11 protein-coding genes are annotated in these 12,234 nt (G+C 54.4%); 1 reads left to right on the forward strand and 10 read right to left on the reverse strand.

Annotated elements, in window-relative coordinates; genetic code table 11:
• Window positions 1-65 precede the first annotated feature (65 nt).
• The gene (locus AC0TNJ_RS10670; protein ID WP_473771229.1) at window positions 66-1,556 is read right to left on the reverse strand and encodes an ABC transporter substrate-binding protein; all 1,491 of its coding nucleotides are present in this window, start codon (window positions 1,554-1,556) and stop codon (window positions 66-68) included.
• A 361-nt stretch (window positions 1,557-1,917) separates the two neighbouring features.
• Window positions 1,918-2,340, reverse strand: a complete 423-nt coding sequence (locus tag AC0TNJ_RS10675) for a LysR substrate-binding domain-containing protein (RefSeq protein ID WP_473771081.1) — start codon at window positions 2,338-2,340, stop codon at window positions 1,918-1,920.
• Window positions 2,341-2,441: 101 nt separating this feature from the next.
• Between AC0TNJ_RS10675 and AC0TNJ_RS10680 the strand changes: the two genes are divergently transcribed.
• Window positions 2,442-2,744 (forward strand): hypothetical protein, encoded by a 303-nt coding sequence (locus AC0TNJ_RS10680; protein ID WP_473771082.1) that lies wholly within the window; start codon window positions 2,442-2,444, stop codon window positions 2,742-2,744.
• Between the two features lie 87 nt (window positions 2,745-2,831).
• Here AC0TNJ_RS10680 and AC0TNJ_RS10685 read toward each other — a convergent pair whose 3' ends face one another.
• The 8 genes from AC0TNJ_RS10685 to AC0TNJ_RS10720 are packed head-to-tail and all read right to left on the reverse strand — an operon-like array spanning window position 2,832 to window position 12,006.
• The gene (locus tag AC0TNJ_RS10685; protein ID WP_473771083.1) at window positions 2,832-3,566 is read right to left on the reverse strand and encodes an FMN-binding negative transcriptional regulator; all 735 of its coding nucleotides are present in this window, start codon (window positions 3,564-3,566) and stop codon (window positions 2,832-2,834) included.
• Window positions 3,478-4,911, reverse strand: a complete 1,434-nt coding sequence (locus AC0TNJ_RS10690; RefSeq protein ID WP_473771084.1) for an amidase — start codon at window positions 4,909-4,911, stop codon at window positions 3,478-3,480. The genes AC0TNJ_RS10685 and AC0TNJ_RS10690 overlap by 89 nt, the downstream gene beginning before the upstream one ends.
• A gap of 37 nt (window positions 4,912-4,948) precedes the next feature.
• Window positions 4,949-6,511 (reverse strand): ABC transporter substrate-binding protein, encoded by a 1,563-nt coding sequence (locus tag AC0TNJ_RS10695; RefSeq protein ID WP_473771085.1) that lies wholly within the window; start codon window positions 6,509-6,511, stop codon window positions 4,949-4,951.
• A 38-nt stretch (window positions 6,512-6,549) separates the two neighbouring features.
• Entirely contained in the window at window positions 6,550-7,416 is an 867-nt protein-coding gene (locus tag AC0TNJ_RS10700; protein WP_473771086.1) for an alpha/beta hydrolase, read from the reverse strand.
• A complete protein-coding gene (locus tag AC0TNJ_RS10705; RefSeq protein ID WP_473771087.1) occupies window positions 7,403-9,079 on the reverse strand; it encodes a dipeptide ABC transporter ATP-binding protein in 1,677 nt (558 codons plus the stop codon). Before AC0TNJ_RS10705 ends, AC0TNJ_RS10700 begins: the two co-directional genes overlap by 14 nt.
• Entirely contained in the window at window positions 9,076-9,894 is an 819-nt protein-coding gene (locus tag AC0TNJ_RS10710) for an ABC transporter permease (protein WP_473767734.1), read from the reverse strand. The genes AC0TNJ_RS10705 and AC0TNJ_RS10710 overlap by 4 nt, the downstream gene beginning before the upstream one ends.
• The gene (locus tag AC0TNJ_RS10715; protein WP_473771088.1) at window positions 9,891-10,835 is read right to left on the reverse strand and encodes an ABC transporter permease; all 945 of its coding nucleotides are present in this window, start codon (window positions 10,833-10,835) and stop codon (window positions 9,891-9,893) included. The genes AC0TNJ_RS10710 and AC0TNJ_RS10715 overlap by 4 nt, the downstream gene beginning before the upstream one ends.
• 4 nt (window positions 10,836-10,839) lie before the next feature.
• A complete protein-coding gene (locus AC0TNJ_RS10720; protein WP_473771089.1) occupies window positions 10,840-12,006 on the reverse strand; it encodes a C45 family autoproteolytic acyltransferase/hydolase in 1,167 nt (388 codons plus the stop codon).
• Window positions 12,007-12,234: the final 228 nt, after the last annotated feature.

Genomic DNA, 12,234 nt, shown 5'->3' on the forward strand with positions numbered 1-12,234 from the left:
AGACTCTCCAGATTAAACCATTCAGTGAATGCCGACCGGACGGACGGCATTTACTTTCCCGGAAATTACTTCTTCAACGACGCATTCCAGAAATAAGGCCATGGCGCAGGCTCAACCCCCTCCAGCTTGGTGGACATCGCCGCGACAGCATTGAAGTCGCCGATCTTGATCAGGGGCAGTTCGTCATAAATAGTTTTTTGAACATCTGCCCACAGCGCAACTCGCTTTTCCAGATTGGATTCGGCCGTGAACGCATCGACAGCGGTTTTACGCGCTGGCGTGTCCCACCAACCCGGTGAGCTGGTTGACAGAGAGCCCATCAAAGCAGGCTCCGGCAGGAAGGGACTGTGCGTTATATATATGTCCCACAGCTTCGGATCAGCGCGGCGCTGGGTCAGCGTCGCCCAATCGACAACCTGCAGATCCACATTGAATCCGGCAAGCTTCAGATATTCGGCAGCTACCTGCGCCATCTTGTAATGGAACTCGTACTGGCGGCTTGTCAGGATGCGCAGCGGTTCGCCATTATAACCGGCGGCCTTCAATTCTTCCGTCGCGGTTTCCGGCTGGGCCACATTATAATTCCCTTCGACGCCAGCCTCGGTATTCCAGACGAAATTGGACGGATAGAAAGCGCCGTCCAACGCGTAGAATTCCGTACTGCCAAACGCAGCCGCGAGCATATCCTCCATGCTCAATGCATGTGTTACGGCCTTCCGTACCAGCAGTTTCGAGGCCAAACCTTCCTTGGTGTTGAAAACAAAGACAGGATAGCCGAAAGGCTTCAGGAGCAATGGCTGGGAAGCCGTCGAAGATTTGACGTTGTCAAATGACTCGACCGGTATGGAATCGACATATTCATACTGCCCTGAAACCGCTGCTTCGACACGGGTGTTGGCGTCCGGGACCGATACGAAGCGGATTTCATCGAGATATTGATGGCGTGCACCGCCGTAACCGTCGCTCTCACCATCACGCGACTTGTAACCGTCGAAACGCACAAGCTGAATATATTGATCTGCCTTGCGTTCCTTGAGCATATAGGGACCGGTACCGATGAATTCGTTCATCGGTTCAGCCTGCTTTTCCGACGGTAGGATAATCGCCGCAGAATTGTTGAAGGCAAGCAAAGAGGTCAATGGCGCATAAAGCTCCTTGAGCTTTATCGTCACTGTAGCCGGATCAGTCGCCGCGATATTTTCGATAAAGGCCGACGCCTGTTTCCCGCGCGAAGCGAGCTTCGTCCAGCGTTGAAGCGACGCAACCACATCTTCCGAGGTCATACCGCTGCCATCATGAAACTTGATGCCGGAACGCAGCTTGATCTTATAGGTTTTTCCATCCGCGCTGATTTCGGGCAGGCTTTCCGCCAGCAATGGCGTCGGCTTCCATTCCTTGTCGAAGGTATAAAGCGTTTCAAAGATGTGTTGCGTGACGATGCCCACAAGATCTGCAGTGGATACCATCGGGTCAAGCGTCGGGGGTTCACCAATGGTCGCGACATTGATGACGCCACCCTTGTCCTCTGCCAGCGAAACACCGGAACTGAAGACCATGGTAGAAGCAAGAAGGAGTGCTAGTTTGATCCGCAAGGCAGAACCCCATTTTTAAATTGTTCCATAATTATGATATATACGCTTTTATAAAAGAATAGCTGAGAACGAGAGGGTGTCAATGCATCAAAAATCATCGACTGTGGAGAGCGACTGGATACCTCATCGGTGCTTGCGTTGAAGGCCTGATTGTTCACTACAAAATGGACGGCGCGCTCTCACGGGCTAAGTAAACTTATCTCGTCGTTTCCCGCCAACTTCAACGCATGCACGTTGATCGACGGAAAAATGCCTTCTGTCTAATACAGCAATCACCTATTACACTCGTTCATCTGCCAGCAATGCCTCGTGATAGACCCAAAACTCATAAAACGTTGAGCCAGAGTGTTGTCAGGGTCGTTACTCCGGCGGATGACCAGAAAGCCATTATCGACAAAGCTCGTAAAAGGCCGGATCTCCATGCCGCGTCCGCGAAAATACGTTGCAGAAGACGGGTCTCAATGGTGGTCGACCGCAGAATGCCCGCGAGCGCAACTTCCACACGCATGGCAAAAAGCGACCCCGGTTCGGGCGTAGTCATGCGTTCATCGGCAAGATCAACCGGTGAAATCTCCGGATAGTCTGCAAGCCTATGTCCCTGCGGAACACCTACGACCGCCGGTATCGGGCGAGTTTCAATATTGAAAGCGGGTCTGTCGAGCGGACCGTCCGCGAAGCCGAGATCGGCTTGTCCGGATGTAAACGCCTCCACCCACCAACGCGGATGGAATGCCGTTGAGAGAGGCATGGATATTGGGGCGCTGTTCGAGAAATCGGGCGAGGAAGCGCGGCATTGATCCCATTTGCAAGCGCCGGCATTGCAGCATTACGCAACATGCCCGCATTCTGATGGCTGATCTCGTCGGCGAAACTCCTGATGCGATTGAGCCCGACGTAGGCCTGCTCGACTTCCTGCAACAGCGTCATGGCCGCCTGCGTTGGGATCAACTGGTTTTCCCGCCGGTTGAAGAGTTTGAGTTTCGTATCGAGGGCTGGATTGGTTCTTTGCTGCTGCCAACTCGTGCAACGGTTAGCGTTGCTGATCTGGGCGGCGACACTATGATTGAGATTGTGTTTCCGCCTACAAGTAATCAATATCTTCTTCCAGATGCCCCCCGCCAAACCCAAGGGGCTGCCTCGCATTCTGTTTAAACTAAGAATAATTAGGCTTTCTTGGATAATATTTCTTTCATCGATTTCGATGTTACTCTCGAATTATCAGTAATACCGTCCAGTTTATTATATAAATTTGCAGTGACGCGCCATCATTACCGCGATATCTTCCTTCCCCTCTTCACGCAGTTTTTTGATCGCAGCGTTCATATCTGCAGACCGCTCGTCCTGCCCGAGCTTAAATTTAATTTCCATCTTCTCAATCGGCATTTCGTAGCCGACGATATTGGGCAGACGCCGCTCCAGACCTCCACGTCCGAGTTCCTTCATCTGCCAGGGCTTATCACGACCCTTTTCCATGTGCTGCACGAGTTCGTGTAGATGTTTGACGGTAGCTGCTTCCGACAGGATTTTGGGCGTGCCATGAATATGAGCAACCATGAAGCTCCAGGTCGGCGCGCTGTCCCTTTCCGGATAGCCCGGATACCATGACGATGACACATAATGACCAGCATCCATCAGGATTGCGATGGATGGCAGGCCGCGTTTCAGAAACTCAACATGATCGTTGGATGCAGCAACATGTGAGACCAGCGTGCCGTTTTCGCCGCGTGTCCGATCCATCATGAAGACAGGGTGCGATATAGCAACGCCACCTTCATGACCGGTGATCAAGGTGCCAAGCACCGTTCTATCAACGAGATCGAAAACCTCGGTCGTATCAGACGGCTGGAAATAGGGCTTTGTATAGAGCATCACTTGTCTCTTGATTTCAGGCGTGAATGGCGGGAAGCCGATCAGACCATGGGCACATGGCTTCCAACTGACCTGCAAGTTCGAATAGCAGATTTTCCGCCCCATAAGGAGCAATGAACTGGCTGCCGATTGGCAAGCCATCAGACGTTTCGTGAAGTGGAACACTCATCGCCGGCAAGCCAGCAGCGTTGACCGGATGGGTGAAGGTTGTCAGCTCCAGAAACTGCCGAGCAAACCCCTTCCAGTCGGGTGAGCGCACGTCGAGCACGCCAAGCGGAAATGATCCAACCGGCATTACTGGACTTAGCACCACATCGCATTCTTCAAACAGACGACCAAAACTGCGCGCCGTACTGTTTGCGGTCAAACGCGCTTGAATAACCTCCGTCGCAGTCAAGCCATCGCCGTAAGCGGCCAACCCCAAATTTGAAGGTTCGAAATAGAGGTCATTGGCAGGCTTTGCCATTGTCGCGGCAACATCCGCCACTTCAATTGCGGTGTAAACGGCGATCAGTTTTTGTACGGCGTCCGCAAGCTGAACGCCGTCAAAATCGGGCTTCACCCGAACAATGTTATGTCCGAGCCGTTCGCACAACGCAATCGTCGCCTCAAGTGCTGCGACTGTTTGCTCGTCCAGATCATGTCGAAGATCAGACTTCTGCCAGACGCCGATGCGAAGCTTGCCCGGCGCTATTCTGACACTGTTGACGAACAGGTCCGTCTTGGCCGGGGCGGCGTAAAGCGAACCCGGTTCAAGCGCATCTGTCAGATCAAGCATCATTGCGGAATCGCGAACCGAACGCGTCAACACATGATGGCTGACCATTCCGCCCCAGTTTTCTGTCGAGACCGGACCACATGGGACACGCCCACGCGATGGACGCAGCCCGAAAAGCCCGCCGCAAGATGCGGGAATACGGATCGAGCCCGCACCATCATTACCATAAGCCACGGGCACCATACGTGAAGCAACCGCTGCTGCTGCACCGCCGGAAGAACCGCCAATGCTGCGTGTCACATTCCAGGGATTGAGTGCCGGACCGTGCAGCGAGGATTCCGTTGCGATATTGCAGGAAAACTCAGGCAAATTGGTTTTGCCTACCACCACCAGACCAGCGGATTTGTACCGTTTGACAAGTTCGTGATCGCGCTGCGAGATATTTCCCTCGGCCGCACGACATCCAAAGGACATTGCTGCACCGGCATAGGAAGGACAATCATCCTTCAACAAAACCGGAACACCGCTGAGCGGACCCTCTGGCAGCGATTTAAGCTGTTCTTCCGCCTGATCGCGCATCTCATGGATCACAGCATTCAGCTCGGGATTGCACCGATCAATCGCTGCAAATGCCTCATGAACGGCCTCACGCGGCGACAGAATTTTTGCGCGAATGGCCTCTCCCAGACCGACGGCGTCGGCCCGGGTGTAGTCAAAGGATGTAGACGTCATGGGGTATCCCAATGCTAAGCTCGTGAAGCGGAGCGTTTTACTGTGCCTTGCTGATCGTCCAGAAACGAAGCGTATCACCAGCCCAGCCCTTGAAATGGTTCACTTTTGGGCCGGCAGCTGTGATCGATGGCAGGTTTACCAGACCAAGGATCGGAACCTGCTCACCCATCAGCGTGTTGAGTTCGTTGAAGAGCTTCTTGCGTTCTTCGACGTCGCTCTTCGCTGAAACCTGCTTGAGAAGGTCTTCCGCCTTGGCATCGTCCCACTGGCGCGCGGCATCGGCCTTCTTGTCACCGATCATCGACTGGAAAGACAACAGCGGATCAAGGCGGGCCGAATAAGCGAAAACGGCAAGTTCATATGCGCCACGACGATACTGATCGAGCTGGGTCGCCCAGTCACGCACTTCGAGTTGCGCATTGATGCCGGAGGCTGCAAGGAATGCCTGAACAATCGTGGCGACCTGCACGCGGTTCTGGCGGTTGGCGACCAGAAGGCTGATCGGTTCGCCCGTATAGCCTGCCTTGGTCAGCAGCTCCTGCGCTTTGGCTGGATCATATGCAGGCCAGGCAGCCGCCTGATTATCCGAATAGAGGGTGTTTGGTGCAATGACCGACGGGTTTGGCGCATACATGCCCTCACCGATCGCCGCTGCCAGTTGGTTAAGATCGATGGCGTGAGCAATCGCCTGACGCATCTGCGGATCTTTTAGCTTATCGGAAGTTGACTGAATTTGAAGTACCATCCATGCAGGCGTCTGCTGCACATTGACCTTCATGCCCTTCGCTTCCAGATCCTTGACGGCAGTTGGCTCTACTTCATCGATGAAGTCGATCTCACCGGAAAGCAGCCCATTTGTGCGCGTGCTTGAATCTGGAACAGTCATGAACTGAATGGTCTTTACATGACCTTTCTTGTTCCCTCCCAGACCGTCGGCATCGCCGGACAGAGCCGAATAATCATCGAAACGGGTTAGGTCCAGATAACGACCGCGCTCCCATTTGGAAAATGCATAGGGACCGGTGCCAATCGGCTTTACAAATTTGCCATCTGCATCAACGGATTCCGGGCTCAATATCCAGGGGGTGCACTGGATGGTAGCCATGGTGATAACGAAGTTTGGCGCAGGTGCTGCAAAGCTGAAGCGCACCGTGCTGTCATCAACAGCCCCGACCGACTTCAACTCGGAATCGACCTTGCCATTATAGCGATTGACGCATTGAAACGCTGTATCCGGCTTGAGATAACGCTCGAAATTCCATGCGACATCCTTGGCGGTCAGGTCTTTGCCATTGTGGAACTTGACGCCTTTACGTAACTTGAATTCATAGACCGTATGATCGGCATTCGCGGTCCAGCTCTCGGCCAGCATCGGCTTGATTGCAAGATCGTCGCCATAAGCGACCAGACCTTCGGCAATGTGGGCAACAACCATATCGGCATTGGCATCGCGATTGACGCCCGGATTTATGCTCGCAACGTCAGAGTGAATGGCGACGCGCAAGGTCTCATCGTCTGCAGCATGTGCTTGAAAGGATGTGGCGCTGAGACCAAAAAGCGCAATGCTGAGTGCAGAGCGGATTGAAATTGGATTGAACATTTTGGTTTCCCCTTTTTGTTTTTGATTTTGCGGTATGGTCAGCTTTGTGACCTCAGCACATCCGCGAAAAATGCTTCGACCGGCTCCAGCACTTTGAAAGGCTCGTGAGCGACGCCCGGCACCCTGTCCCTGCGAACCGCGATGCCATGCGTTTCAAATGACTTTGCCAGTGCCTCAATACGGTCAATCCGACACTCGCCTTGCAGATCAGCTCCGTCCATCCAAAGCGCGCTGCTACGCGGGATGCCGATTTCCCAAGTCGCGGTGTCTTCCTCACCGATCACTGTTTGAACCGTCACGGCCTTCATCGCTTCAAGATCGAGGCGGCAGCCAAAACGTGCTTCAACATCGCGAACGCCGACCCACCAGTCATAATCGGAATTGAGTAGAGTCACGATGCCCGGCGCTCCGATAGAGACCGCCTTGAGCCTGTGAGGATGCAGCATGAAAAAGCGCTGGCAGAACTGCCCGCCGCCCGAAAAGCCGTACATGAGGGCGCGATTGCTTTTGAGGCGATATTTGGCGGCCACTTCGTCGATCATCGACAGCAGAATATGGTCAAAACGAATGCCGTGGAACTCAATGCGCTTGTAATTGGCAAGATCGCCTTTCACGACGATGCCGGCTGGAAACAGCGGTGCGAGTACAATGCAGCGGTTCTCTCGCGCAAAATTTGCAAAGTGATCGCGGTATTGTGCCGCCGTCCGTCCCGTCCCGTGGACGATGACGAGCAGTTCGTGCGTCTCGGTGCCGTCTTCATCATAGTCCTCGGGGACATAAAGGCAGTAGCTGAAACGTTGATCGAACTGACTTGCAAAAAACGTGGTTGCCCCAAAATCGTAGAAGCTGAGTTTTTTGCCATGGCCCTCCCGCCTAGTGACAGGCTTTTCCTCAGTGCTGGACATGCCCTCCCCCCTCTCCGGATTTCCTATTTGCATTATCGCCGCGCCATTTGAGTTTGACGCCGCCCTCGCCCGTCAGTTCGAGCATTGGAATGGCTGACAAAAGACGGCGGGTATAATCGTTTTGTGGCGCGTCGAAAATCTCGTCGCGCGTTCCCTGCTCGATAATGCGACCGTCATTCATCACGACCACACGATCGGCAATTTGTTCAACCACGCCCAGATCGTGGGTAATGAACAGGCACCCGAAGCCATAGCTCTGCTGCAGCTTGGCGAAGAGATCGAGAACCTGCGCACGCACCGTTACGTCAAGGGCCGAAACTGCTTCATCGGCAATGACAAAAGCGGGACGACGCACGAGCGCACGCGCAATCGCCACACGCTGACGCTGCCCCCCCGACATTTCATGCGCATAACGATTGGCATAATCTCCACCGAGGCCAACATCCTCCAGTGTTTCGCGAACACGATATACTTTCTGGCTGGACGAAAGCTCTTTCGAGAAACGCAGCGCCTCACCCACCAACTCGCCCACTTTCATGCGCGGGTCGAGCGATGAATAAGGGTCCTGAAACACCATCTGTGTGTGATAACGATAATCCTGATAATGGGATGAACGTCTCTCGACAGGCTGCCCCTTGAACAGCAGCTTCCCTTCGCTCGGCTTGATTAATCCGGCCATCACACGCGCGGCTGTGGTCTTGCCCGAACCGGAGCCACCAACCACGGCAACAACCTCGTTTGGCAGGACGTCAATCGTAACCCCATGCAGAGCACGCTTGCCGCCAGCTTTCTTGAACCAGCCACCCCGGCCTTCAAAATCGACGACAAGATCGCGCACGCTGATCAGCGGATCAGCCTTTGGAACCACGCGCGCAGGCCCACGAACCGGCAACGTCGAGAGCAGTTTACGGGTGTAATCATGTCGAGGCATTGCCAGAACATCAGCGGTATTGCCCGTTTCAACCACTTCACCATGACGCATCACAACCACACGGTTGGAATAGCGTGCAATCATTGGAAGATCATGGCTGATCAGCAAAACGGTCGTGCCACGCTCCCGCGTGAGATCGACCAGCAACTCCATAACCTCGCGCTGGATAACCGCATCAAGCGCTGTGGTCGGCTCGTCCGCGATCAGCAGATCAGGCTTCATGAGCATCGCGCAGGCGATCATGATGCGCTGGCGCATTCCGCCTGAGAACTCATGTGGGAACGCCTCAATCGCCCGATCAGGATCGGCGATCCCGACACGCAACAACATGGCTCTGATCCAGTCGGCATGTTGCGCTTTGTCAGCTGGAAAGTGCAGTTCAAGCCCTTCTTCAAGCTGCCGCCCGATGGTCAGTGACGGAGTGAGCGAAGTCATCGGCTCCTGAAAGATCATGGCAATGCCATCGCCACGCAGCCCGCGTAAAGCGGTCGGCGACATCGTTGACACGTTCTGCCCCTTGAAGCGGATCGCACCATGACTTGTTTTAATGGACGCCGGAACCAGCCCCATAACCGCCCGCGCGAGCATCGTTTTGCCGGAGCCGGATTCACCAACGATGCCGAGAATTTCGCCAGCTTTTATGGAGAAGGAAGCGCGCTTGACGATCTCCAGTGCACTGTCGCCAACACGCAAGCTGACATCGTCGATTTCAAGCAGGAGTGCTGAAGTCATGAGCGCCTCCTCATGCGTGGGTCGAGGCGGTCGCGCAACGCGTCACCAAGAAGATTGATACCAAGCAGCGACAGCGAAATTGCAAGGCCGGGGAAGATACCAAGCCAAACGGCCTGCTCAATGAAATTGCGGCTTCCCGCGAGCATATTGCCCCAAGTCGGCGCTGGCGGCGGCACACCCAGACCCAGAAAGCTGAGCGAGCTTTCTGCGAGAATTGCCCAGCCGCACATGGACGTTGCCATGACCAAAACAGGTGCCAGGCAGTTGGGCAGAATGTGGCGCACCATGGTATAGATTTCCGAGTTCCCCATGACGCGGGAAGCCTCAACGAACTCCCGTTCACGCAGACTTAAAACCGTGCCACGGACCACGCGGATCACCGAAGACATATAGGCCAGAGCAAGTGCCAAGATGATGCCATTCTTGTTGGCACCAAAGACGGCCAGCAAACCAAGCGCCATCAATATGCCGGGGAATGCCAGCAAAGCATCATTGACCATCATCAACAGCCGGTCGAACCAGCCACGCAAGAAGCCGCTGATCGCCCCGACAAGCACACCGCCGAGGGTGGCGAGAAAGACTGTGAACACGCTGATTGAAACACTGGCCGATGCGCCTCTCATAAGACGGCTCAGCTGGTCGCGCCCAAATTCATCCGTACCCAGCCAATGCGCAGCGCTTGGCGGCGCAAGGCGCGCGGCAAAGTCGAGGGCCAGCGGGTTGTAAGGCGTCCAGAAGGAACCTACCACCGCTATCGTGAGAAGCGTTGCGGTCAGGGTCCCGCCAATAATCGCGTTGAGAGAGAGATTTTTCATTTCGCCGTCACCTTCGGGTCGAAGAACGGATAGAGAAGGTCCACAATCAGATTGACCAGCACATAAACGCAGGCAGTGAACAGCAAACAGCCCTGAATGACGGGATAATCGCGGGCAAAGATCGCATCAACGAGAAGCCTGCCAAGTCCGGGAATCGTGAAAACCGTTTCCACAACAGCAATACCGCCAAGCAAATTGCCAAGGATCAGCCCCAACAACGTCCAAGTCGGGCCAAACGCATTACGGAAAGCATGGCGCGACATCACGGTTGCTTCTGACAGTCCCTTGGCGCGGGCATGGGTAATGTAATCAAGGTTCAGCACCTCAAGTGTCGAGGCGCGCGCCATACGCAGAATGACGCCGATTTCATGCAGAAACAGCGTGGTGATCGGCAGAACCAGATAAAGAAACGCTTTCCATGGGTTCTCACCAAAGCTGACATAGCCGACAACCGGTAACCAGCCGAGCTTGAGGCCAAAGGCCAGCAACAGCAGCAAGCCCATCCAGAATGCCGGAACCGAAAGCAGCAAGGTGGCACAGGTCACAAACGCCAGGTCGGTCAGACTGTTCTGCTTCCAGGCTGCGATCATTCCAAGCGGAACAGCGACAAGCGTGGAAAGCACCACTGCTGACAAGACGATACGCGCACTCACCGAAAAGCGCTCCAGAACCAGCGAAAGAACCGGCTGCTGGTTGGCAATGGAAACACCGAGATCACCATGCAGAACATTGCCTCCCCAGATCAGGAACTGGGTGAAGATGCTGTGATTGAGGCCCAGCTGCTCGCGCAGTGCGGCTAGCGTCGCAGCATCCGCAGAATCGCCCAACATCAGGGCTGCAGGATCGCCCGGTATCAACCGGACAATCACAAACACAGCCACTGCCACGATCAGCAACGTTGGAATGGCCATGCCTATTCTGGAAAGCGCAAAGCGCAGCATTTCTTTAGCCTTGGATAAAGAGGGATTTCGCGCGTGGCGCAGCATCGGACGGTAGCGGCGTATAATCCTGCAGGCAGTAGGTCGCAAACCGGCGGTTCAAGGCGGGCAGCGGCGCGATTTCCATCATGCCAAGCGCTGCTTCCATCACCACCATGGCCACTGTGGCGGTGATGTTGTCGTGATTGCCAGGACGTGGCGGGCGGCAGACAGCATAAGGTGTCAGGAAGTCGTCAAACAGCGCCTCCTTCAGCTCCCTACGGCCAATTCTCCCGTCATGCGATTCAAGAGATTGGCGAACCCGCCAATCCCGGTAGAAGCTTTCAGGTACAAACGGAATGCCGGTGTCGCGCAGCTTCGTCAGCGCAATCGGGCTGACCCAATGATTGGCGTGAACGATCAAATCGTTCTCCGGCAAGATTGAAAAGGATTCGTCCGGCGCACATTCAAAATCGATGCCGAAACCAGCACTTGTTGCAATCATGATGTTGTTCGAGCAGGATTTTGGTGTCGAGGCCACAGCCTTGATTGCTTTCGCAAAATGCTCTTGCTCAAGCACCTTGCGGCGCACGAGACCCAAAGGAACACCCAGCTTCTTATAGTCGCGTTCGCATTCGAGATAATTGGCGGTGATCGAAATTCCAGCTTCATTGAAGCCGCTGCGCGCCAGCCCCCCAGCCTCGACAAACGTCACAAAATCGGGACCGTTATTATTGCGAACACGCAGCACAATACCTGTTTCCACACATTCAGAACGCCAGTCCCAGTTCTGGCCATGAACCAGATTACCAGAAGCACTTTTTGCAGGCATGATGAGAGCACCGGTACAGCCATCATCTTGCTCTTCAGGATCGGGAGAACCCGTTTCAGCGCGCGCCATCGCAACGACTTCCGTGCGTGCATTGATCATGACGATCTGCTCAAACGGCACATCCGCACCTTTGGCGATGCCGCGCATTTCCTCGACATAGGACGCGTCGAATTCCTCGATCCGGCCAGCAAATTCTTCGATGAGGCTTTGCCTGCGTTCAGGCGAAAGACCAAACACGTCAAGCGTGCTGGAATAAAGACCAGCGCTGCGCCGGATGCGTTCCGCTGCCAGCACCCCATATTGGCGCCCGCGCTCTTCCGGTACGCCCGAAACTGTAATGAATGGAAATGGGGCAACTGACATACTCAATCCATATTTTGTATTTTGTATCCGCTTAATACAATTCACATTCAATCATTGCGGAGTCAACAGTTTTTTATTAGAATAAGGAACAATTTGATTTCTACCCTTCCTACAGAAAGTCAGCCTGTCATTCCAATGGGATAGGCTATACGAGAAAGAAATGGCCTGTTGCGAAATATCCCGTATTCTTTGAGCATAAGTTCATGGGAGAACGCACATTCAGGGGGC

The organism is Ochrobactrum sp. PL_is483 (assembly GCF_055816855.1).

Coding starts and splice junctions, on each gene's coding strand:
- AC0TNJ_RS10690 (WP_473771084.1), bottom strand. CDS start 4,911: ATGACGTCTACATCCTTTGACTACACCCGGGCCGACGCCGTCGGTCTG.
- AC0TNJ_RS10715 (WP_473771088.1), bottom strand. CDS start 10,835: ATGCTGCGCTTTGCGCTTTCCAGAATAGGCATGGCCATTCCAACGTTG.
- AC0TNJ_RS10695 (WP_473771085.1), bottom strand. CDS start 6,511: ATGTTCAATCCAATTTCAATCCGCTCTGCACTCAGCATTGCGCTTTTT.
- AC0TNJ_RS10675 (WP_473771081.1), bottom strand. CDS start 2,340: ATGCCTCTCTCAACGGCATTCCATCCGCGTTGGTGGGTGGAGGCGTTT.
- AC0TNJ_RS10680 (WP_473771082.1), top strand. CDS start 2,442: ATGGCTGATCTCGTCGGCGAAACTCCTGATGCGATTGAGCCCGACGTA.
- AC0TNJ_RS10720 (WP_473771089.1), bottom strand. CDS start 12,006: ATGTCAGTTGCCCCATTTCCATTCATTACAGTTTCGGGCGTACCGGAA.
- AC0TNJ_RS10700 (WP_473771086.1), bottom strand. CDS start 7,416: ATGTCCAGCACTGAGGAAAAGCCTGTCACTAGGCGGGAGGGCCATGGC.
- AC0TNJ_RS10705 (WP_473771087.1), bottom strand. CDS start 9,079: ATGACTTCAGCACTCCTGCTTGAAATCGACGATGTCAGCTTGCGTGTT.
- AC0TNJ_RS10710 (WP_473767734.1), bottom strand. CDS start 9,894: ATGAAAAATCTCTCTCTCAACGCGATTATTGGCGGGACCCTGACCGCA.
- AC0TNJ_RS10670 (WP_473771229.1), bottom strand. CDS start 1,556: ATGGTCTTCAGTTCCGGTGTTTCGCTGGCAGAGGACAAGGGTGGCGTC.
- AC0TNJ_RS10685 (WP_473771083.1), bottom strand. CDS start 3,566: ATGGGGCGGAAAATCTGCTATTCGAACTTGCAGGTCAGTTGGAAGCCA.